7 protein-coding genes are annotated in these 25,381 nt (G+C 61.5%); 5 read left to right on the top strand and 2 right to left on the bottom strand.

All coding sequences use genetic code 11. The features are described 5' to 3' along the window. Positions 1-9: 9 nt before the first annotated feature. From ACN22W_RS30075 to ACN22W_RS30065, 3 genes are all read left to right on the top strand, one after another. Complete coding sequence (locus ACN22W_RS30075; RefSeq protein ID WP_419688234.1) at positions 10-870, top strand: sigma-70 family RNA polymerase sigma factor; 861 nt, start codon at positions 10-12, stop codon at positions 868-870. Positions 871-892: 22 nt separating this feature from the next. Beyond that, a complete protein-coding gene (locus ACN22W_RS30070) occupies positions 893-2,044 on the top strand; it encodes a tetratricopeptide repeat protein (RefSeq protein WP_419688233.1) in 1,152 nt (383 codons plus the stop codon). A 184-nt stretch (positions 2,045-2,228) separates the two neighbouring features. Further along, on the top strand, positions 2,229-3,350 hold the full coding sequence (locus ACN22W_RS30065; RefSeq protein ID WP_419688232.1) for a DUF2827 domain-containing protein: 1,122 nt from the start codon (positions 2,229-2,231) through the stop codon (positions 3,348-3,350). 80 nt (positions 3,351-3,430) lie between these two features. Here the strand turns inward: ACN22W_RS30065 and ACN22W_RS30060 are convergent, their stop codons facing one another. Both ACN22W_RS30060 and ACN22W_RS30055 read right to left on the bottom strand, forming a co-directional pair. Continuing rightward, positions 3,431-3,853 carry a hypothetical protein gene (locus ACN22W_RS30060; RefSeq protein ID WP_419688231.1) on the bottom strand — a complete coding sequence of 141 codons (423 nt, stop codon included), beginning with the start codon at positions 3,851-3,853 and terminating at the stop codon, positions 3,431-3,433. Between the two features lie 3 nt (positions 3,854-3,856). Beyond that, positions 3,857-4,441 (bottom strand): tetratricopeptide repeat protein, encoded by a 585-nt coding sequence (locus tag ACN22W_RS30055; protein ID WP_419688230.1) that lies wholly within the window; start codon positions 4,439-4,441, stop codon positions 3,857-3,859. Between the two features lie 52 nt (positions 4,442-4,493). On the opposite strand from ACN22W_RS30055, the gene ACN22W_RS30050 reads away from it, so the two are divergent. Further along, entirely contained in the window at positions 4,494-4,862 is a 369-nt protein-coding gene (locus ACN22W_RS30050; RefSeq protein ID WP_419688229.1) for a hypothetical protein, read from the top strand. A gap of 551 nt (positions 4,863-5,413) precedes the next feature. Continuing rightward, complete coding sequence (locus ACN22W_RS30045) at positions 5,414-24,838, top strand: Ig-like domain repeat protein (RefSeq protein WP_419688228.1); 19,425 nt, start codon at positions 5,414-5,416, stop codon at positions 24,836-24,838. Positions 24,839-25,381 lie beyond the last annotated feature (543 nt).

The raw sequence follows: 25,381 nt of genomic DNA, 5'->3' as shown, positions 1-25,381 counted from the left end.
TGCCCCAAGATGAGTTCCCGTCAATTCGCTCCTTATGGCGCAACGGCGCTCGGCAACCTGGCCGCGAGAGCAGATCGGGGTGCGTCGCAGACGCACGGTCGGAACGAGTTGGCTGTCGCGGAATTGTGGCGACAGCACGTCGAGGCGCACGACGCCAACGCACGCGAAGCGTTGATCATGATGCACCTGCCCTATGCACGAGCGGTCGCAGCGGGGCTGTACGGCAAGCATGTCAATCACGAGGCCGAGTTCGACGAATACATGCAGTGGGCAACGCTCGGCCTGATCGAAGCACTGGATCGCTACGATCCGGGGCGCGGCGCACAGTTCACGACGTACGCGTTCGTGCGGATACAAGGGGCGATTCGTGATGGCCTCGAGCACATCAGCGACCGGCAGGAGCAGTTGGGCTTGCATCGCAGGCTCATGGCTGAGCGTGCGGCAGCGGTGGAGCGGAGCGTCGCTGCTGAACTCGGACGAGGAGGAGAGGTGTTCGATCGGCTCGCCAGGGTTAGCGTTGGATTGATGCTGACTTTCTTTCTCGATGGGACCGGCATGATCCATGACGAGGACAGTGCGTTGCCGGACGCCTGCTATGGCACGCTGGCGCTGAAGCAATCGCGCAAGCAGGTAAGAGAGCTGATCAGCTACCTCACGCCGCGCGAACAGTCGGTGGTGAAACTGCATTATCTCCAGGGGCTGACCTATACCGAGATCGGAGGCGTGCTGAACATCACGCGGGGACGGATTTCGCAGTTGCACGAGCAGGCCCTGACCAGACTGAGAAGGCTGTTTGCAGGGCGTGAGGCGACCGGCGCAGATGCGCTGAAGAGTTCGGATCCCTCTCCGGGTTCGGACAATCATGAATGACTTAACGACTGAAGAGGACAGTATGCTGCTTGATGTCGATGCCGAGCGACTGGCGCGGTTGATGTCTTACCTGTCGGACGATCCTGACAATGAAGCGCTGCGACGGGACGCATTTGATCTCGCATTGTCGTGCGGCTGCCTGGAAGAGGCCGAAGAACAGATTCTCTGGGCATCAACGCGTCACCCCTCCAGCGCGCCATGGCGTCATTGTCATGCGTTGCTGGACCTTGCCCGGGGCCGGTGGGTGGAGGCAGAGATACTGTTGAGTGAATTGATCGACGAAGGACATTCGGTTCCTGCGATCGTATTCAATCTCGCTGTCGCGCAGTTTCGACAAGACAGGTTCGATGCGGCGATCGAACAGACGCAGGAGCTTCTTGATCCCGCAGGTCCGTTGTTCGGTGATGCATTGCAACTGGCACTGAGATGCATGCATCGCCTGCATCTACTGGACGACGCGATCAAGTTGCTCACTTGTGCCGAATCGGGCGATGTCGGCGCAGGGAGCCTGGGCGTCGGCAGCCTCATTGCGCTGGATCACGGTGATCTAGGGCGGGTCGAGCGGTGGGCCGGCCGCGCGCTGGCTGTCGACTCCAGCCAGCACGAGGCTCTGGTCGCGCTTGGAAGCCTGCTTGTGGCACGTCGGCAGGTCGACGGTGCGCTGCAATATCTCGGGCTGGCGGCGCAATTGCATCCCGCCGACGGCCGGACGCTCTCCGCGTTGGGAATGGCACAGCTGTTGACAGAAAATCTCGGAGAGGCGCGCGATACGTTTGGGCATGCTGCGCACCGCATGCCTGGTCACATCGGAACCTGGCACGGACTCGCGTGGGCGTGTGTACTCCAACGGGATCTGAAGGGTGCGCGCAATGCATTCGAACGGGCGCTCGCGCTGAATCGCGGCTTCGGAGAGAGCCATGGCGGGTTGGCCGTTGTCGAGGCGCTGGCGGGCGAGCGTGACGCGGCGCAAATGTCGGTGGAACGGGCGCTTCGTCTTGATCCGCAGTGCCTGTCCGCGCGTTACGCCGAAGCCGTGTTGAATGGCGATGCAAGTGACCCGGAACGCTTTGCCAGGCTGGCGCGGCGTGTGCTGGGCGCGAGACGCGACATCGAGGGGCGTGTTTTGTCGGACGTGGTACTCGTTCGCGAGCCTGGTGGTTCGTCGGCGCCGTGACGAGCTTAGGCTGAGATCGGACGGGATTTGTAGATATAACCCCCTTCGTAATCTCTTGATTGTTAACGTCCATTCATGCAATTGTCCTAAGCAGTGCTCGATATTTAACAGTGATTTACAGTCCTCAAGAAATCGAGCGATATCATCTTATTTACTACGAGATACGCACACCGGAGAACCGCCCATGAGTTCGGCACGATCACTCAACATCGGCATCACAATCGGCCTTCACCACGCGGCAGAGAGTCTTTGGGTCAACGGCATCAAGCAGAACGCCTTGTATCTAATGAAGCTCTTCCAACACTCGCCGCTCAATCATCAGGTGACTCTCGTCAACACGACGAATGTCAAGATCACGCTGGATCTTCCATGGGATATCAAGCAGTTCCCAGTATGCTCCTTCGACGACGCGAAAGACTCGCTTGATGTTCTGATCGAGCTCGGAGGGCAAATCGATTCACAGCAAACCGCGTATCTGCAGGCGCACGGCGCAAAAGTTGTGAGCTACTGCTGTGGCCCAGAATACGTACACATGATGCAAGCCATGATTTTTGGCAGAAGGCATGCGGAAACGGTATTCATCAACCAACATTACGACCAAGTGTGGATCATCCCGCAAGTTGTCGATACCAGCGCGAGCTTCTTCAGCGTATTGCGACGTCAGCCGGTTCGTGAGGTGCCGTTCGTTTGGGATCCGATGTGCGTTGAAGAGCGATCGGCTGCTCTCCCGCATCGTGGGGAGTATCGTCCAACTGGGCAATCAAAGCGGTTATCCATTATGGAACCGAATCTCGACATTACCAAGTTTTGCCTCTATCCGCTTTTGATTGCAGAATTAGGCTATCGGAAATGTGGCTCAAAGATATCCTACGTGCATGCGACAAACACAGAGCACCTTGCAAATAGCAGCCCCGAATTTATCGGCATCGCGCATCATCTGGATCTTGTGCGAGATTCAAAAATAAGCTTTGTTGGTTATTACAACACCCCTCAATTTCTTTCAGAATACACCGACGTTGTAATATCCCATCAATGGGGGCTTGCATTGAATTATTTTTATTTTGATGTTTGCTGGAGTGGTTACGCGTTGGTCCATAACGCCATCTACTGTCGTGATCTAGGTTATTTTTATAACAAAAACGACGTGGACGAAGGTTGCCGGCAACTCGAGCGAGCAATTGAATTTCACGATGAAAATTGGCAAGATTATCGAAATCGGCAACGAGAAACAATCGGACTATTTTTGTCAACGAACCCGAGGCAAATCGAAGCATACGACAAGCTGCTTATTGATCTATTTGAATGAGATGGATATTAGTATTGCAAAAATTTGACCAATCGCTGCTTAACCAGTTGGCCTCCGCGAATTTCGTCCGCCCTCATCTGTCAGGCACGCTGGAATGCATCGAGCAACGTTCCGAGGGATTTGCCGTCCGAGGCGTGCTTGAGCAACATGTCCACAGCGGTATCCACGTCCGACTGAATCGACGGCATCTGCTCGATGCCTCGGATAATCCGGTCGATCAATGTAGGGAAGTTCGCGTCGTTTCCTGCTTCTTCTCCAAGGCGGCTGATCAGGCCGTACTCGATGTAGAGGCGGAACGCCTGACGCCGCCTTTGCGGATGATCGGCATCGATTGCCTGAATGCGCTGGGCGAGGCGCATCGCGAGTCCGTCACGTTTTTGAGCCGCGCCTTTGTCGACCGGTTCTTTGCGTGAACCTGCGGCAACGGCCTTCGATTGGCCGGCCAGAACGGATTGACTTTGTATCGTCTGAAAGAGGCGGTCAAGAGGCGAGATGGGACTCATTACCTAGCGCTGTGTGTATGACGCAATTAAAAGGTGCGTCGAAGAATCCGGCTTGGCGGGCGTGTCTTCGCGCGCCGGGTCGAATTTTGTGTTCGGTTGATCAGTGGTCGTATGGTGGCTGTCGAGCTGGGAGAGCTTCGACAGCAATGCGGCCATGTCGACGTTCAGCGGGGCGTTTTCATGGTTGGCATGCAGGCCTTGCCGAATCCAGGCTTCGGCGTCGGCGCGATCGCCGTGCAGGATCGCAAGCATTGCTCGTGCGAACCACGAGAACGGATGGCGCGTCGCCAGCAGCGGCTTCCACACTGAACGCGCTGCATCCGGACGTCCGGTCGTCATGTATAGCAGACCGAACTGGAAACGCGCGATGGCGAGGTGCGGTGCGAGCGCGAGGCAGGCCGAGAATTCAGCTTCGGCCGCCGCAGAATCACCCGTTGCGGCGAAATTCGCAGCACGCAGATAATGTGGCTCGGGCGCTTCCGGACGGAGTTCGGCTGCTGCAGCCAGAAATGTCGATGCCTCCGACCATCGCGCCTCTTGGCTTGCCGCTACGGCTTGCTCGAGCAGGGCATCAAAAGTCGTGTTCATGTCGGGCGTATCTCCAGATCCGTCAAGGCTGTTGTTGGGCACGGAATCCCCAATGCTCGAGAAAGTCGGATACGACTGGCTCCCGGACGGTGATACCGTGCGCAAGCAGTATGTGCCCGTTTTTCTCGAATTGTGGGAGCAATCGATAGTCCGCGTTTCCACCTGCATGGACGCATGCATCGTCTCATGCGCTGCTGTATGTCGGGTTGAAGTACCGATCGTTCTCGGTACAGATCCAAAGCATCGGGACACGAGTCGTTTTTCCGCCTCGCATATACCTGTCTTCCAGCTGTTCGCCTTGGCCCGGTACGCCGGGATGTTTGACTGCATCACCGCCTGTACCGTCGGCAAAGTTGATTGCTGCGACTGCGTCGTCCGGATTCTCTATCGCCATGGCGATGGTGACGAAGCCGCCAACTGACTGGCTTGATCCGTCGGCGAATGCCGTCCATTGCCTGTTGGAAAGGTAAGCGCTTCGGTTGTCGGCCAATCGCGCCGTGCGACTTATACATATGTTGGACCCGTCCCGCGCATTGGTTTTGTGCGAGTGACATCCCACCATCACGTCGACTCTCTCGTCTCGTCTGTCCGATCGGAGCACTCCGATTGCCGAGCTTGGCAAGCAAAGCCTAGTTCCTCGCGATTCCATGTCAATTCGCAGGTGGAGCACACCAGTTCCGTAGATGAAGATTTGCCGACTAACAAGTGATCGCGTGCTTGCCTCGAAGTGTTTAGAGGGGACGAGAAATATTTTCCTGGTGTCGATCTCCTGTAGCCGAGTAGGAACTTGAGCGCCTTAGGTGACTGCGATGGCTGTACTTCGCTCCATCAGACAGAAGGATATTTCGCCCCCGCCCTAAACAATTGGCGCCGCAGACGAGATGACTTGAGCAACTACGCAACGATTCCAGGCTAGGGAGTGTCTCCCGCTGGGAAGTTGGTGACGGACAACACATCCAAACGGAACACGACATGGTCGCGATCGTCAGCGGAAATAATCTGGGCCTCAATCTTGGATCGTTCGCGGTTCTGGGCTCGAACGGCAAGTTCGGCAACGCCGTGCAAGGGCGAAGCGGCGAAAGCGCGTACGTGAATGTCGCGAACGGCAATCTCGTGCTCCAGGACAACGATGCGCTGCTGATGGGGCTGGGTCTCAACATCAGTGACCTGCGAACCTACAACAGCCAGGGGACAGCCAACTTCACGAATGGTGATGGCTGGCAAACTGGACTCTACAAGTCGGTTGTCCGCCAGAGCGATGGTACGTTTGAGCGCACCGACAGTGATGGCTCGACATCAATCTATGCATGGGATGCGACTAGTCAGGGTTACGTCGAAACGACCAGTGCCGGCTCCGCCCTGAGTACGATCCGCGTCAACGCGGATGGCACTCTGACGTGGACAAACGGTAGCACCGGTACGACTGAAACTTATGAGGGCGGTGGCTCGGGCCTGTTGCTGTCGTCGACGGATACTGACGGCAATACTCTCGCCTACAGCTACGACCGCAACAACCTGCTCACGCGTGTGACCGATGCGAGCGGGGAGACCCTGAATTTCACGTACTCCGGACAAAACCTGATCCAGTTGAGCACGACGCTCGCGTCGGGTCAGAGGATCAACGAGATTTCCTATAGCTATGACACACAGAACCGGCTCACGTCGGTTGCGGTGAATCTCAACCCGACCGGCGCAGTCCCTGCTGGCGCCGACGCGCTGGCGAGCTACGTCACCACATACACCTATGATGGTACGAGTGACCGTATTGCGGGTGTCCAGCAAAGCGACGGGACGAACCTTGCATTTACCTACGTTCTCTCGGATGGGCAATACAAGATTGCCACAGTAACGGACGGGCTCGGCAACACGACATCGTTTGCCTACGATAGCAACTCCGACACGACAAGCGTTACCGATCCGCTTGATTGCACGTCGGTTTATCGTTACGACGCTAATGGGCGACTGATTCAGGCGAGCAGCGGGGTGACGGCGGCCAATGCCGCGGGCCTGACGCAGGCTTACTATGCGTACAACGGCCTGGGTGATGTGACCAGCATCACGGACGGTGCGGGTCACACGGTGAGTATGCAATATGACAGCCGCGGCAACCTGATGAGCCAGGTCGATGCTGCGGGTGACACTCGGACGCTTACCTACAATGCCGCCAACCAGATCCTGACGAATACCGCATATGCAAACGCGGCATCGGGTCTGGAGGCTGCGAGCGATCCCCAGACGACGCGCTACGTCTACTCGGCAGCGCAACCTACCCAGTTGCGATTCGTGATCACGCCACAGGGCGATGTCACTGAATACCGCTACAGCGCAAACGGTCTGCGAACCGCAACGATTGTATATACCGGTTCCGCTTACGATGTCAGCCAGTTGGGGCAGACGCAGGTTCCCACCGAAGGCCAACTGGAACAGTGGCAGGCGGCCCAGGATCTGACTCAGACGGGGCGTACCGACTACACGTACGATTTCAGGGGACAACTGCAGGCCAGCACAACATACGCGGATATTGGATCGGACGGCACGGGCATTGCGAGTGGCGAACAGACCACGCAGTATGTTTATGACCAGTCCGGGCACCTGTTGCAGACCGTTTCGTCCACTGGAAGCATCACCCGATATATCTATGACGGGCTGGGACGGATCGTATGCACGAGCGCGCCGTCACTTGACGGTACGACACCGAACGTTACGTTGACCAGCTACAACGATGCCAGCGGGACAACTACGGTGACCCTTGCCAATGGGCTGTCGACTGTCTCGAGCTATGATCGTGCGGGTCATCTTGTGAGCGTCGCTCAACTCTCGGCGGCCTCATCCTCGCTAGGGACGACCCGCTATTGGTATGACGCCGATGGACGGCTCGTCATGACGCAGGATCCGACGGGCGCGCGTCAATGGGCGATGTACGACGAAGCGGGTCGCAAGATTGCCGACATTGACCCGACTGGAGCACTGACCGAGTACGCCTACAACGCTAGCGGACTGCTTGCCCAGAGCATTGCGTACGATACGCCGGTGGATACGTCAGCTCTTGTCGACGCGAGCGGTGCACCGCTTACCGCCTGGACCACGGATGCGCGATGGCCGACCAGCGGACCGGCAGCTGAACTTGCTGCGATTCGCCCGGCTTCGACGTCGCAGGATCAGCATACCTGGTACTTCTACGACGACGCTGACCGGCTGACTTGGCAGGTGGACGCGCAGGGGCGTGTTACGCAGACCACCTACGACGGTGAATCGCACGTGTTGTCGGTCACTCAGCTGGCCAATCCCATCGACGTCTCGCAGCTGGCCAGCGGTACCGACGTGTCCTTTGCCTCGCAGACCGTGCAGTGGCTGACAGTCACGACGAATGGTTCGTCGGCACTGGGTACGCCGATGACGCTGCAGGCGAACGTGAACGGCGGCAACGGCGGGGAGGTGACGTTCTTCAACGGCAGCACGATCCTGGGCAGTACCGTGATGACGAACGGCACGGCCAGCTTCACGACGAGCGCACTGCCGGCGGGCGTGAGCGACATCCATGCGGTCTATTCGGGCGATGCGTCACATCCGAGCGGGGTGTCGGCAGTCACGCAGGCAACCGTTACCGGCGCGGCGACGAACGTTGCCGTGAGTTGGCAAAGCCCGGGCGTGAACTGGGGCAATGCCCCGACCTGGAGCAGCCCGGTCACGCTGTCGGCGGCAGTGACGGATCAAGTGCAAGGGCTGCCGTTGGCGAGCGGGCAGGTGACGTTCTACAACGGCACGACGGTGCTGGGCACGGCCACGCTCGTCAATGGTCTCGCACTGCTGACGCTCACGGATCTGCCAGTAGGGCAGATGAACTTCCAGGCGGTCTACGCAGGCGACGCAACGCATGCGGGGGCGAACGCCCAGGGATGGGCGTCGGCCGTTGCACGGTCGACGACGACCACGCTGCAGGTGTCCGGCACGGCCAGCACGCTGAACCTGCAGGCTTCGGTGAGTGCACTTACCGGCTTGCCCGCGGCGCCGACCGGGACGGTGACGTTCTATAACGGAAGCACGGCGCTGGGCACGACCACGCTGGTCAACGGCACGGCGAGCTTCGTGTACAACGGCACGTTGTCGGCAGCGCCCCTGAGCGCAGTCTACAGCGGGGATACCGACAATGTGACGAGCACCAGCGTCACCATGGGTCGGTACGAAGGCAATTCCGTCCCGCTGTCGCCGACCGAGACGACACTGTCGGCCTCGGCTTCGAGCATCACGCAGGGCACGGCAGTGACGCTGACGGCGAACGTGGCGGGGGCAGTCCCCAGCGGACTGGTGACGTTCTTCAGCGGGATGACGCTGCTGGGCACGGCAGAGGTGACCAACGGCGTGGCGACGCTGGTGACGGACTGCCTGCCGGCGGGCACGGATGTGCTGACGGCAACCTACACGGGAGACGCGAACAACGCGGGCAGTGTGGTGGAGGTGGGGCCGACGGTGCAGGTGACGGCTGCTGCCGGCGCGCCCCAGCCGCCGACGGTTTCCAGCAACAGCAGTCTCGCGATGTGGTGGTCGGCCGACAACACGACTGGCAGCGCGGCCTTGGGCATCATGGAGGTTCCGACCGGACAGTCCACGGGTACGCTTAGCGTGTTCGACGGGCAGACGCTGATTGCTAGCCTCGCGGGCTCTTCCAATCAGCACTACGTGTACCTGCCGTCGATGTCGCCGGGCACGCACAACCTGACGCTGGTGTATTCGGGCGATGCGGACACTGCGGCGCAAATCAATACGCAGCAGGTGGTGGTGGGTGTAATGACGCCGCCGGTAACGCTCGGCTCGTCCTGTTCACCGGCGACCGCGGGTGCGCCGGTAACGCTCACGGCAGCAGTCCAGCCCCCTTCGTACTATGGTGGGCCGTTGGCGACGGGGACGATAACGTTCTACAGCAACGGCACGGCGATCGGTACGGCGAGCGTGGTCGATGGTGTGGCGACGCTGGAGACCAGCAGCCTGACGCTGGGCACGAACAGTGTGACGGCGAGTTACTCGGGTGACGCGTTGCTGCAGGCAGCCACCTCGGCCACGCTCTGGCAGGCGATCGATGCGTCGACTCAGGTGACATCGACGTCGACGACCTTGACGACGTCACAGTCTTCCGCCAATTACGGTGCGGGCCTGACGCTGACGGCTTCCGTGAAGTCGAGTACCGACCAGGCTGCAATACTCGACGGGACGGTCAGTTTCTACAACGGTGCCACGCTGCTGGGTACCGCGACGCTCGTGAACGGTCAGGCGAGCCTGACGGTGAACCAGTTGCCGGTCGGCACGAATGCGCTGACCGCGGCCTACAGCGGCGACGCGCAGAACGCGACGAGCGTGTCGACGCTGAGCCAGACGGTGACGCAGTCGCCGACCACGACGACACTGACTGCATCGGCCACGAGCATCACGCAGGGCACGGCGGTGACACTGACGGCGAACGTGGCGGGGGCAGCCCCCAGTGGACTGGTGACGTTCTTCAGCGGCATGACGCCGCTGGGCACGGCGGAGGTGACCAACGGCGTGGCGACGCTGGTGACGGATTGCCTGCCGGCGGGCACGGATGTGCTGACGGCGGCCTACACGGGAGACGCGAACAACCAGGGCAGCGCGGTGGCGACGGGGCCGACGGTACAGGTGACAGCGGCCGCCGGTGCGCCCCAGCCGCCGACGGTTTCCAGCAACAGTGGTCTCACGATGTGGTGGTCGGACGGAAACACGGATGGCAATCCGGCTTTGACCATCATGGAAGCTCCGCGGATCGGGCAGTCTCCGCCGCCGACGGGCACGTTCAACGTGTTTGATGGACAAACGCTGATCGCCAGCGTCCCGGGCTCCTCCAATGAGAGGTACGTGTACCTGCCGTCGATGTCGCCGGGCACGCACAACCTGACGGTGGTGTATTCGGGCGATCCGAACAATGTGGCGGAGATGGGAACGCTGCAGGTGGTGATGGGCACGACGACGCCGTCGGTAGCGCTCAGTTCGTCCTGTTCGCAGGCGACGGCGGGTGCGCCGGTGACGCTCACGGCGGCAGTCCAGCCCGGATCGAACTATAGCGGACCGTCGGCGACGGGGACGGTGACGTTCTACAGCAACGGCACGGCGATCGGCACGGCCAGCGTGGTCAATGGCGTGGCGACGCTGGAGACCAGCGGCCTTGCGCTGGGCACGGACAGCCTGACGGCGAGCTACTCGGGTGACGCGTTGCTCCAGTCGGCGACCTCAGCCACGTTCTCGCAGCAGGTGGTGAGCCAGCCGCCGGCGACCTGGTTGTCGTTCAACCCGTCGGCGCTCAGCGAGCCCTGCGGTTCGGCGTCAACGATCCAGATCACGGTCGGCGGCCAGGGCAATCCGCCGACGGGCACGGTGAGCGTCTACGACGGCACGCAGCTGCTGAGTACTGCATCGGTCACGGCAGGCGAGGCGAACGTGAACGTGGGCAGTCTCGCAGTGGGCGCGCACAACCTGAACGTGGTGTATTCGGGGGATGACAGCAATGCCGGCAGCACGGGCAACGTCAGCGTGACGGTTACGCCGGCGGCCAGCACGCTGTCGAACCTGAGCGCGTCGACGGTGACGCCGGGCGGTGCGCTGTCGGTGCAGGTGGCGGGTGCGAACCCCACTGGGCTGGTGAACTTCTTCAATGGCACGACGCTGCTTGGTACGGCGCAGGTCGTCAACGGGGTGGCTACGCTTACCGGTGTGGCGCTGCCCATGGGCACGTGGACGTGCACCGCTGCTTACTCGGGGGATACGAACAATACCCAGAGCGTAGTGCAGTTTCCACAGACGGTCGCCAATCCGGCAGAACCCGTAACCGCTTCATGGCTGAAGGTAACGACGAATGGTCCATCGGCGCTGGGTACGCCGATGACGTTGCAGGCGAACGTGAGCGGCGGCAACGGCGGGGAGGTGACGTTCTTCAACGGCAGCACGATCCTGGGCAGCGCCGTGATGACGAACGGCACGGCCAGTTTCACGACGAGCGCACTGCCGGTGGGCGTGAGCGACATCCATGCGGTCTATTCGGGCGATGCGTCCCACCCGAGCGGGGTGTCGGCAGTCACGCAGGCAACCATTACCGGCGCGGCGACGAACGTTGCCGTGAGTTGGCAAAGCCCGGGCGTGAACTGGGGCAATGCCCCGACCTGGAGCAGCCCGGTCACGCTGTCGGCGGCAGTGACGGATCAAGTGCAAGGGCTGCCGTTGGCGAGCGGGCAGGTGACGTTCTACAACGGCACGACGGTGCTGGGCACGGCCACGCTCGTCAATGGTCTCGCACTGCTGACGCTCACGGATCTGCCAGTAGGGCAGATGAACTTCCAGGCGGTCTACGCAGGCGACGCAACGCATGCGGGGGCGAACGCCCAGGGATGGGCGTCGGCCGTTGCACGGTCGACGACGACCACGCTGCAGGTGTCCGGCACGGCCAGCACGCTGAACCTGCAGGCTTCGGTGAGTGCACTTACCGGCTTGCCCGTGACGCCGACCGGGACGGTGACGTTCTATAACGGCAGCACGGCGCTTGGCACGACCACGCTGGTCAACGGCACGGCGAACTTCTCGTATGACGGCACGCTGTCGGCGGCGCCCCTGAGCGCAGTCTACAGCGGGGATACCGACAATGTGACGAGCACCAGCGTCACCATGGGTCGGTACGAAGGCAATTCCGTCCCGCTGTCGCCGACCGAGACGACACTGTCGGCCTCGGCTTCGAGCATCACGCAGGGCACGGCGGTGACGCTGACGGCGAACGTGGCGGGGGCGGCCCCCAGTGGACTGGTGACGTTCTTCAGCGGGATGACGCTGCTGGGCACGGCAGAGGTGACCAACGGCGTGGCGACGCTGGTGACGGACTGCCTGCCGGCGGGCACGGATGTGCTGACGGCAACCTACACGGGAGACGCGAACAACCAGGGCAGCGCGGTGGCGACGGGGCCGACGGTACAGGTGACGGCGGCCGCCGGTGCGCCTCAGCCCCCGACGGTTTCCAGCAACAATAATCTCGCGATGTGGTGGGCGGACACAAACACGGATGGCGAAGTAGCTTTGGGCATCGAGGAGGTTCCGACCGGGCAGTCCCCCGCGACGGGTACGTTCAGCGTGTTCGACGGGCAGACGCTGATTGCTAGCCTCGCGGGCTCTTCCAATCAGCACTACGTGTACCTGCCGTCGATGTCGCCGGGCACGCACAACCTGACGCTGGTGTATTCGGGCGATGCGGACACTGCGGCGCAAATCAATACGCAGCAGGTGGTGGTGGGTGTAATGACGCCGCCGGTAACGCTCGGCTCGTCCTGTTCACCGGCGACCGCGGGTGCGCCGGTAACGCTCACGGCAGCAGTCCAGCCCCCTTCGTACTATGGTGGGCCGTTGGCGACGGGGACGATAACGTTCTACAGCAACGGCACGGCGATCGGTACGGCGAGCGTGGTCGATGGTGTGGCGACGCTGGAGACCAGCAGCCTGACGCTGGGCACGAACAGTGTGACGGCGAGTTACTCGGGTGACGCGTTGCTGCAGGCAGCCACCTCGGCCACGCTCTGGCAGGCGATCGATGCGTCGACTCAGGTGACATCGACGTCGACGACCTTGACGACGTCACAGTCTTCCGCCAATTACGGTGCGGGCCTGACGCTGACGGCTTCCGTGAAGTCGAGTACCGACCAGGCTGCAATACTCGACGGGACGGTCAGTTTCTACAACGGTGCCACGCTGCTGGGTACCGCGACGCTCGTGAACGGTCAGGCGAGCCTGACGGTGAACCAGTTGCCGGTCGGCACGAATGCGCTGACCGCGGCCTACAGCGGCGACGCGCAGAACGCGACGAGCGTGTCGACGCTGAGCCAGACGGTGACGCAGTCGCCGACCACGACGACACTGACTGCATCGGCCACGAGCATCACGCAGGGCACGGCGGTGACACTGACGGCGAACGTGGCGGGGGCAGCCCCCAGTGGACTGGTGACGTTCTTCAGCGGCATGACGCCGCTGGGCACGGCGGAGGTGACCAACGGCGTGGCGACGCTGGTGACGGATTGCCTGCCGGCGGGCACGGATGTGCTGACGGCGGCCTACACGGGAGACGCGAACAACCAGGGCAGCGCGGTGGCGACGGGGCCGACGGTACAGGTGACAGCGGCCGCCGGTGCGCCCCAGCCGCCGACGGTTTCCAGCAACAGTGGTCTCACGATGTGGTGGTCGGACGGAAACACGGATGGCAATCCGGCTTTGACCATCATGGAAGCTCCGCGGATCGGGCAGTCTCCGCCGCCGACGGGCACGTTCAACGTGTTTGATGGACAAACGCTGATCGCCAGCGTCCCGGGCTCCTCCAATGAGAGGTACGTGTACCTGCCGTCGATGTCGCCGGGCACGCACAACCTGACGGTGGTGTATTCGGGCGATCCGAACAATGTGGCGGAGATGGGAACGCTGCAGGTGGTGATGGGCACGACGACGCCGTCGGTAGCGCTCAGTTCGTCCTGTTCGCAGGCGACGGCGGGTGCGCCGGTGACGCTCACGGCGGCAGTCCAGCCCGGATCGAACTATAGCGGACCGTCGGCGACGGGGACGGTGACGTTCTACAGCAACGGCACGGCGATCGGCACGGCCAGCGTGGTCAATGGCGTGGCGACGCTGGAGACCAGCGGCCTTGCGCTGGGCACGGACAGCCTGACGGCGAGCTACTCGGGTGACGCGTTGCTCCAGTCGGCGACCTCAGCCACGTTCTCGCAGCAGGTGGTGAGCCAGCCGCCGGCGACCTGGTTGTCGTTCAACCCGTCGGCGCTCAGCGAGCCCTGCGGTTCGGCGTCAACGATCCAGATCACGGTCGGCGGCCAGGGCAATCCGCCGACGGGCACGGTGAGCGTCTACGACGGCACGCAGCTGCTGAGTACTGCATCGGTCACGGCAGGCGAGGCGAACGTGAACGTGGGCAGTCTCGCAGTGGGCGCGCACAACCTGAACGTGGTGTATTCGGGGGATGACAGCAATGCCGGCAGCACGGGCAACGTCAGCGTGACGGTTACGCCGGCGGCCAGCACGCTGTCGAACCTGAGCGCGTCGACGGTGACGCCGGGCGGTGCGCTGTCGGTGCAGGTGGCGGGTGCGAACCCCACTGGGCTGGTGAACTTCTTCAATGGCACGACGCTGCTCGGTACGGCGCAGGTCGTCAACGGGGTGGCTACGCTTACCGGTGCGGCGCTGCCCACGGGCACGTGGACGTGCACCGCTGCTTACTCGGGGGATACCAGCAATGTCCAGAGTACGCTGTCTTTTTCCCAGACGGTAGGGCCGACCCCGCAGGTCGCCGTGCAGACAACGCCCGATGCTTCCCTGGACCGTACGATCACCGACATCTACAACCCCAACGGGCAGCTTTTTGCGACCATCGATGCAGATGGCTATATCACGCAGTACTGTTACGACAGCGCAGGCCGCGAAACTCAGACAATCCAGTATGCAACAGCCGTGCCGGATTTCGGCAATGCAGCTTCGTTTGCTGCTGAGGTCGATGCAGCGCGTGCGAGCGGCAACCTGGGTGCGCTGCTGCCGCCTGCGAGCACGAGCGACATCCACACGTACAGTATTTACAACGCACGCGCTCAGATAGTCGGCCGGATCGATGGCGACGGTTACCTGACGGAGACGGTCTATGACGCGAACGGCAACGTTACGCAGACCATCCGCTACGCGACCGCAGTGCAGATCGCGCCGGGCGCGACACTGACGCTGGCGGCGGTCCGCCCGTCGTCATCACCAGCCGATCAGGTTGTGACCCAGACGTGGAATAGTGCGAACGAGTTGCAGTCGAGTACCGCAGCCGACGGTACGGTAACGAGCTACAAGTACGACAGCATGGGCAACGTGATCGAGGCGACGACCGCGCTCGGCACGTCCGACCAGCGTACGGTCATGACCCGCTACGACGTGCAAGGCCGCGTGATCGCCGAATTGTCCGGCGACGGCGCGGCATTGATCACGGGCAACCAGACCCAGGCACAGATCGACGCGATCTGGAATCAGTACGCGGTGACTTATACGTACGACGCCGCAGGCCGCCGTCTGAGTGCGACCGATGCAAACGGGAATCGCACGACGTATTTCTACGACGACGCCGGCCGCCTCCGTTTTACGGTCAACGCGGCCGGAGACGTGACCGAGGATACCTACGACGCGCTGGGCCATCTCGTATCGAAGACCCAGTATGCGACCGCATTGAGCGGCGCGACGCTGTCGGGATTGCAAGGTGGCCTGTTGAGCGCAGCTACGAATCAAGGTGCGGTGACGGCGCTGCAGAACGCGCGCGATGCCGACGTACAAGACAACAGCGTCACGCAGTACGCCTATGACGACGACGGTGAACTGATTCAGACGACCGACGCGATGGGGGGCGTGACGTCGACGCACTACGACACGTTCGGCGATGCGGTACAGACGACGGAAACCATTTCCGCCGGGCGTTCGGTGATCTCCACGGCAAGCTACGACCGCCGCGGTCTCCAAACGGGCACGGTCGCCGACACGGGCGGCGTGGCGGCTGCCACGAGCGTGCAATACGATGCGTTCGGGCGGGTAATCGCGTCGACCGATGCGAACGGAAACGTGACGCACACCAGCTACGACGCGTTGGGGCGCGTGATCGCGACGACCGACGCTGCCGGCTCGACGCGCTCGAGCACCTACGATGCATTCGGCCGGGTGCTGACGCAGACGGATGCGCTCGGCAATACCACGACATATACATACGATACGGCCGCGCGCACCGTCACGACGACGACGCCGGACGGCATCTCGGTCACGGTCACGCACAATCGCGAAGGCCAGACCTTGAGCGTCACCGACGGCAACGGCAATACGACCGCCTATACATACGATGCCGACGGCAATCTGCTGTCGACGGTGACGCCGCTGGCGACTACAACGAACCAGTACGACGCCGGCGACCGGTTGATTAGCAGTACCGATGCGAATGGTGTCGCCACGACTTATACGTACGACGCCGCGAATCGCTTGCTGTCTCGCACCCTCGATCCGGATGGGCTCGCGCTTACGACGCAATATGCGTACGACGCCAAGAGCGAGCAGATCAGCGTGACGGATCCGAACGGCAACGTCACGCAGAATACCTACGATCTCAAGGGCGAAGTACTGACACAGACCGTCGATCCAGATGGTCTTGCGCTGACGACAAGTTACAGCTACGACCAGACGGGCCATGTCGTCACGATGACGAATCCCGGTGGCACCGTCACGCAATATATCTACGACGACCTCGGGCGCAGGGTGATGACGCAGGTCGATCCATCCGGACTCAACCTGACCACGCGGTACGCGTACGACGCGAATGGAAACATGGTCAGTAGCACGGACGGCGACGGCAATGTCGTGCGCTACACCTACGATGCGGACAATCGTGTCGTCTATACGGTGGATGGCGCGGGCGATGTCACGCACTATGTCTACGACTGGAACGGGAACGTAATCCAGCGGATTCAGTACGCTAATCGCGTTTCCGGGTACACAGGCGGCGTACCGCAAGTCTCGGCGGATGCCGCTCACGATGTGAACATCCGTACTGTTTACGACGCACAGAACCGCGCGATCTTCACGGTCGACGGGACAGGGGCCGTCACGCAGCAGGTTTACGACGGCAACGGCAATGTACTCGAGAAAATCGCGTATGCCACGCCAGTGCCGGTGGGCACGCCCGCGACCGCGTCGTCGCTGAGCGCTGCCGTCGCGAATATCGCTGATCCGTTACACGACGAGAGCGAGCGGTACGTCTTCGATGCAGCCAACCGTGTGGTGTGGAGCGTCAACGGTGTCGGGGCCGTCACGCACTATACCTACGACGGCGACGGCAACGTGACGAGCAAGATCGCGTATGCCACTGCGCTGGCCGCCGGTGCGGATCCGTCCACGGTCGCCGTCAGCAACCAGGACGAGGAAACCGATTGGATATACGACGCCGCGAACCGTGTCATCTATCAGCTGCAGGTCACCGATCATGCCGACGACGTGATCGCAGGTGTATCGGACATGAGGGCGGTAACGTCGTATCAGTACGATGCGAATGGCAATCGCATTCGAACTGTCGAGTGCGCGTGGCCGCTGCCGAATTACGTGTCGTCGTCGGATGTGCAGAATCTCTACGACAACATGGTGGTCGCGCCGCAGCTCGACCGCGTCCAGACGGACGCGTACGATGCCGCGGGGCGTCTCGTCTATAGTCAGGATGCGTCTGGTGCGATCACCCAATATGCGTACGATGGTGCCGACCACCTGATATCGACGACTCAATACGCTCAGGTAGCTGCCGTCGACGAATCGTTCATCGGCGAGTCGGACGGCGTGCACGGATTCCAGACGACAACACCGAATGCCGCGGCCTTTGCGCAGATGGTGACTGCGACGCCTGGCCAGGATCGCACGACTCAGTATGCATACGACGGAGCGGGACGTCAGGTCTACCGGATCGACGCGCTCGGCTACGTCACGCAAACAAGCTACGACGGCGTGGGGCGTGCCGTCGGTTCCACGCTGTACGCGAATGCCGTTGCCGTCAATGCGCAGGGCAATCCGTCAGTCGTGGCTGCGGCGATCGTTGCGGTGCCATCGGCCGACGAAACCACGTCGTCGGTATTCGATGCGGCGGGCAATCTGGTCACGTCGACCGACGCACTCGGACATACCCAGCAATACGCCTACAACGGCGTCGGCGACAGGCTTGCCTATACCAACCAGAACGGCGCAACGTGGACCTACGATTATGACGCGGCAGGGCGCGTCGTTAGCGAAACCGCGCCGGCTGTCGACGTGACTGCGGTTGCGCAGGATGGAAATGGCAACCTCGTGCAGAGCGGCACATCGAGCACGAACATCGTGACGGTGATGAGCTATGACGCGCTCGGCAACCTCACATCCCGTACCGAAGCGGCGGGCACGTCAGGGGCACGCACGACACAATACGTGTATGACGCCCTTGGTCGACAGATCGAGACCATCTATCCGCCCGTTGGAGTCTACGACGCGAGCGCCGATGCGCTCAACGTCAACGGCGAAGGCGCGGCGGCGACCCGCACCGATACGACCCAGACGCTGTACAGCCAGGTGTTTTACGACACGCTCGGCAATGCGGTGGCCGATCGCGATGTGTCGGGGAACTACACTTACAAGGTATACGATCGCACCGGGCAGCTTCGCTACGACATCGATGCGCTCGGTTATGTCACCGCGTATCAGCGGGATGTGTTCGGCGATCAGGTCGGCTTGACCCGCTACGCGAATAGCATTTCCACGGCGAACTGGGGCACGACGCCACCGGTCGACGCCGACATGGCCACTCTAGTCGACGGTCTCGGCAGTGCCAACGACCGGACCATCACGACGAACTACGATCAACTCGGGCGCGCGGTGCAAGTGACGCAACCGGAAGCGTGGGCCGACAACGGCGCCGGGCAGAGCGGCATGGCGAGCGAGGTGACGAAGACCACCTACAACGCGTTCGGCAACGTGGTGCAGACATCGGCCCTGGCCGACGCGTCGAGCAATACCTGGGCGACGACGACTTACTACTACGACTTGCGCGGACAACAGGCCGCCAGCGTCGATGCGCTCGGCTACGTCACGACCCAGCAGTTCGATGCGGCGGGCAATGTCGTCGTGCAGACCCAATATGCAAGCGCTACGAGCGGATGGTCGACGTCCGGATACACGACGCCGGCAGCCAGCAGCCAGGATCGCGAAACCACCTACGACTACGATCAGGCCAACCGCAAGGTCGGCCAGACCCTGGTTGGCGTGACGTATAGCACGGCGTCGGACGGCAGTAGCGTTGTTGGCAATCTGACCACGACTTACGGCTACGATGCGGTCGGAAACCTTACGCGAGCGACCGACGCGCTCGGTAACAGTACATATACGTACTACGATGCACTGGGTCGGGTTATCGCCACGGCACAGCCACCCGTATCGGATACGGCTAACGGGCAGGCACTGATTCCATTGGCGACGTATGCGCGTGACGCGTATGGCAATGTCGTCGCGAAGACGCAATATGTGAACGGTGCCGCATGGGCCAATCAGTCGGGCTATGCGATTGCCGGTGGCAGTTCGGCCGATCGAGCCACGCTGACGGAGTACGACAGCCACGGTAACGCAATAGAGACGACCGACGCCGATGGCAACAGTCACTTCATGTCGTACAACGCGGCCGGCCAGTTGGCAAAGGACTGGCAGTCGGTGCAGGGCATCGATGGCGTCGTGCACACGATCTATACCGTGTACCAGTACGATGCGCTTGGACGACAGACGGCAATCATCACGCCCAATTCGGACAGCGTCGTGTCGGGAGGCGGCATCGCGATAGAAAGCCAGGCACAGGCCGGCTCGTTGACCACGTCGATGGTCTTCGACTCCTTTGGCGACATGGTTCAGCGCGGGAGCTATGCAACGGGTGGAGCACCCCAATACCAGGAGTATTTCGATTACGACAACGCGGGGCGACTGTGGCGGACCAACAGCGGCGACGGGACCGCGCACGTCACGCTGTATGACCTTCTGGGTTTCAAGACCGCCGACATTACGAGCGCCGGCAGTGAAGGCGGCTCGGGGGCCGGTGTCGATCTGAGTCAATCGGCGTCTGCGCAGGCAGTCGACGAGATGGGATCGAACGGGCTGCGCCGCACCGACATGCAGGTCGACTTGCTCGGTCGAACGGTTACGGTGATCTTGCCGATGAGGCAGGACAGTACCGATGCGGTGGCTTATCGGCCGGTCGTGTACCAGACGTATGACCGCTGGAATAACGTCCTCAGTCAGAGCGACGCTCGCGACAGCGCGTGGATCACTTATTACGGGTACAACTGGAACAACCAGGTTGTCGAACGTATCCAGCCTGACGAAAACGGTCAGGAAAGCGGCGACAGCCCGGTCACGCAGATTTACTACGACGCGCTTGGCCGGCAGGTGGCGATCCGCGATGCGGACGGTAACGTCAACGGTCAGGTCTGGGACGCAAACGGAAATCTGCAAAGTGAGCTGCACGCGGACGGCGGTGTCGTGACGCACGAGTACGACGCGTTCGGAGAGCAAGTCAGGCTGGTCGATGCCGACGGCAACGTAACCGACTATGGCTACGACAACATGGGCCGTGATCTCAGCATCACGAATGAAGGTGTCGGCGTCTACGTCAGCAACGGGCAGGGCGTCTCCGGCGGGATTCAGAATCTGACCACGTACTCGACGTACGACGCTGCGGGTCGCAAGCTGACTCAAGTCGATGGAACCGGGGCGGTCACCCGTTTTACATACGACCTGCTCGGTAACGAGATTGCAACGACGGATGCTGACGGCTACGCGAGCTATTCGGCGTACAACGCTCAGGGTAAGCAGGTTGGGTCGCAGGATGCGGACGGCGCAGTTGCGACGTGGAGCTACGATTATTTCGGCAAGCTGACCGGTCACACGGATATCGGCGGCGCCAGCTATGCGTTCAACTACGACAACGCACGTCAACTCGTGTCGCAGACCAATACGCGCGGCCAGAATCTTTCCTATACCTACGACGCGGCGGGGCAGCTTGTCCAGATCAACGATGCGGCGTTGAATCAACAAACCTACTACAGCTACAACGCAGCGGGCCAGCATGTATTGGAGGAGACCGTCCAGGGCGGTGTGGCGTATCAGAACCAGACGCTCGGCTACGACACGCTGGGCCGGCTGAGCATCGTCAACACGGCGGATGGCGTAAGCATCGTGACCGACTACGACAAAGTCGGCAACAAGATGCACGAGCACATTACCGTCCCGGGACAGACCGCGCAGGATCTGTTCTTCGCCTACGACAGCATGAACCGTCAGATCCTGGTCGACGGGGCGGTTGACAACAACGCCAGCAATCTCGCGAACATTACGCCGGGGCAGGGCCACATCCTCGCGTACGACCACAACGGCAACCGGATCGAGGATCGGTCGTGGGGCACGCAAGTCACACCGCAATATGCGCAGAACCACGACGAAGCCGGCGCCCCGGTTGGCGCGCCGTATTTGTCGGGTTATGCGTCAAACACCGGCATCCAGACGACCTGGTACACGTACGACTCGATGAACCGGTTGTCGACGGTGGCGACGGGGGCCTACGGTCCGGTGCAGACAGGTACGCAGCAAGTCCAGACCGGGGTCGACGAATCGGGCGCGCCGGTCTATACGACGGAGCCGGCCTACACGAACGAGCCGTTGGGTCGATCAAAGGCGATCGTGCTCGATACACGGCTGTACGACGGCGCAAGCCGTGTGGTGCAGTCGGGGCCGGATGGCAGTCTGCCGGCAGCGTATGTACAGGCGCTGACCAATGGGAACCTGGACCTGTCGGGCGCGGCGACGACGGTCAGCCAGTACGACGCGGACGGTCGACTGCTGTCACAGGCGGTGACGAATGAGGCGGATCCGAGCTCGAGTTCGACGACGCAGTACACAACCTACGACGCGGCGGGGAACCTGGAGGCGTACCAGACCACGCAAGGCGTGAACGGCGACACGATCGTGACGGATACGACGATATCGTTGGCCCGATACGACGGTTATGTCGAGACGTCGCAGCAGGCGGTGAGCACGAACGAGAGTTCGGGAAACCAGACGAGCGGCTCGACGACGGAGTCCTACGACGCGAACGGGCATTTGACCTCGGTCGTCGACTCGGCGACGCCGAGCAACAGTCGGACGCTGGTGAACGATGCGCAGGGCCATGTGCTCGACAAGATGCAGCAGGGGGAACTGCACGAGCTGGTGGTGAACGGCGAGGTGATCGGCATCTATGGGCAGGACGCTAGCGGGGCGGTGGCGAACTTCGACCTGGCGTATACGAAGGTGACGAATAGCTATCCGGCGGCGGCGACGGGTCAATACCCGGTGAAGGCCGGGGACACGCTGCAGAGCATCGCGCAGGCGGCGTACGGGGATAGCAGCCTGTGGTACCTGATCGCGGACGCGAACGGGTTGAAGGGCAACTCGGACTTGAAGGTCGGACAGGTGTTGAACATCCCGACGCGGGTCGGGGATGTGCACAACAACGCAGGGACATTTGCGCCGTATAACGCACAAAAGATTGTCGGTTCGACGTCGCCGCAACTGCCGGTGCCGGCAGGGAATGCGGACAGCGGAGGCGGGTGCGGGCCGATCGGCGAGATCATCATGGCGGTGGTGGCTGTGGTGGCGACGATCTATACGGCCGGTGCGGCATCGGTGGCGTTTGGTCTCGCGGACAGTGCAGTGGCGGCCGGAGAAAGCACGTTTGCGATCGGCCTGGATACATTGGGTGGTTCGCTGGCCGGCGCAAGTGGACTCGAAATGGCGGGCGCTGCCGCCGTGGGCGGCGCCGTGGGCTCAGTTGCGAGCCAGGCGGTAGGAGATGCGACAGGCGCGAGCTCCGGTTTCAGTTGGGAAGGCGTGGCGTTGGGTGCACTCGGCGCCGGCATAGGAGCGGGAGTAGGTGCCGAAGCGTCGACGCTGGGCATTGGTGGGTCAGGAATTCCCGATGCAGTTGGACGGGCGGCCTTGGGCAGCGTTGTGGCTCAGGGCATCGGAGTCACGACCGGGTTGCAGCATTCGTTCAGTTGGCAAGGCGTGGCAGCGGCGGCGGTCAGTGCGGGAGTAGGATCGGAGGTCGGACAGAGTTTCGGGGCCAGCGATTTTGCAAATTCGCTTTCCCCGGTGGCAGCGAATGCAGCGAGAGTTGGGTTGTCGTCCGTAGCGGGTGACTTGACGGCCAGTGTAATGAACGGCGGTCATATCGATGTGGCGCAGATCGCAGGGGATGCGTTTGGCAATGCGCTGGGCGAGAGCCTAGCAGGCGAAAATCTGGCGGCCAACGGCAACAGCGGCGGCAATCCGTTTGCGGCGCAGACGGAGAACCAGATCAACGTGGGTAATCCGGGTGACGCTGCGCTGTTCGGGCCGATGGGTAACGCCACACAGTGGGGCGGTACGGGTTCGAGCACGTCCGGCTTCGATACCAGTGCGGCGTACAACCAGTTGGTTGGGGCGTTCGGTGAAGCGCAGAACGGATACGGCAGTGCGCCGGGCATGCTACTGGCGGCCAACACCCTGACTGAACCAGGGCAGCCAACGGCGATGTCCGATGCGGGCAATGACTCAGGCATAAACTTCGGTATTAATGGCATCGGCTGGAGTCCATCCAGTACGATGCCAACGTTGGCCGATGGTACGCAGGTGTTCGAAAGCACGGATCCGAACGACCAGCGGTTGCTGGTTCAGGGTAGTGTGGGAGGGGCAATACCGACGGTGCCCGGATATCAATTATCGTCGATTAACAGTTACGGGTACGGATCGCAGAACTATTACTACACATCTGCGCTTACCGATGCGGCAGGGCAGGCAAGCCAGGAGTTGAGCATCGTATCGACCGACCCGAATACAGGTGCCATTACGTGGAACACCGGATCGGTGTCGTATCCGGTGCCGACGCCGGACGTGACCAGCCAACCGTTATCTGATGCTGGCGCTGGCATGACCGGAACCATCCGTCCGCTGAGCGACTGGGACAGCTTCCTGACATTCAATCCCGCTGGTCGGTTCATGGCCGGACTCGGCAATGGGGTGTCGAACCTTTTTACCGGGTTGGTCAATACAGCCGAGCAGGGCGTGCTAACTGCGGGAGACGCGGTTAGCTACGGGCTGTCGCGCGCAGACAATGCGCTGGGCGGCAACATGGGTTACCAGCCGCAAAGCGCGCTGGGAATCACCATTCAGAATCAGGGGGCAGGAGAAACAGCGCTGAACGTGTTTGGCAGCGTGGCCACTGGCGCGGTCAATTCGGTTTTCGGGCCGATCAACGCGCTGTATCATCAGGACGCGACGATGCTGGGGCAGAGCACAGTGGGCTTGGTGGCGATGGCTGCGCCGGCTGTGGGTGCTGAAAGCCTTGCTGGAGACGTCGCGACAGAGAGTGTGCCGGAGTTCTTCGGAGCACGAGGGCCAGCCAGTGGGCGACTGTACGACCCAACTCAGGCGGGAGGCCCGATTCAGCAACTGACTACGGACGGTGTCCAAATTACGCATGATGGGATTGACACTGTCGAGCAACACATTGCACGATTCGGTCAAGATAATGCAAATGACTTTATGGTGAATAGGCTGCGCGGCATTGCGAATGGCAACTTGGAAGCGACGCAGTATGACTTAAACTACTACACGCATGAACTGACTGAGTTCCAACGCTACACCAATCTCGGTTGGGAAGTTGGTCAGCCAGCCGATCCTACGAAGGCTTATCAGTTGTGGAATAACGCTCATACAGCCACGCTGGAGGATTTTGGCCTTAAAGATGGACAGCTTTATCATCCGGATGCACCGCAATGAATGAAGACATCAAAGTAGCGATATTGAGGCTAATCTCCGAATCAGAGGGACCTTGGAACTGGCTTAAGCTTGATCGAGCACTTTCTGCGCGTGGGTTAGGTGGTCGTTGTAATGTCGCGGAGGTAGCTGCGGTGCTGTCAGACGAAGGTCTCATTACGGTGACAGGTAGTGCTAATCCCGCAATGCCTGTTTATGCAATTACCAGCGCTGGGCGTAGGTGGCTCGATCACCTCGCATAAAGCGGTGGCGGGTAATGGCTGATTGCTTCAAGGCTAGTCAGCCATTACTGCGGCAGAAAGTGTAGGTGCAACGGCTGCTGTTGACTCTGCGGCTGACGGTGCTAACTTCATCACGCTCTATTGTGGCAATGCCTCTGCGGAATGGCGCTAGCGGACAGGTAGGGTTCGACGGTCAGGTACCCGTTTCTCCCTCGATCGGGGAGAAACGCAGCGGCACATGCTGAACTGCGGGCGGCTAGAAAACCGCTCCGTCGTCACGGCCCTCGCGTGTTGAAAACCACACGGGCAGAGCAGCAAATTCCGT

The organism is Burkholderia theae (assembly GCF_048565265.1).
GTDB classification, from domain to species: domain Bacteria; phylum Pseudomonadota; class Gammaproteobacteria; order Burkholderiales; family Burkholderiaceae; genus Burkholderia; species Burkholderia theae.
The sequence above is the reverse complement of the archived record's forward strand: the minus strand, read 5'-3'. Positions and strand labels throughout refer to the sequence as shown.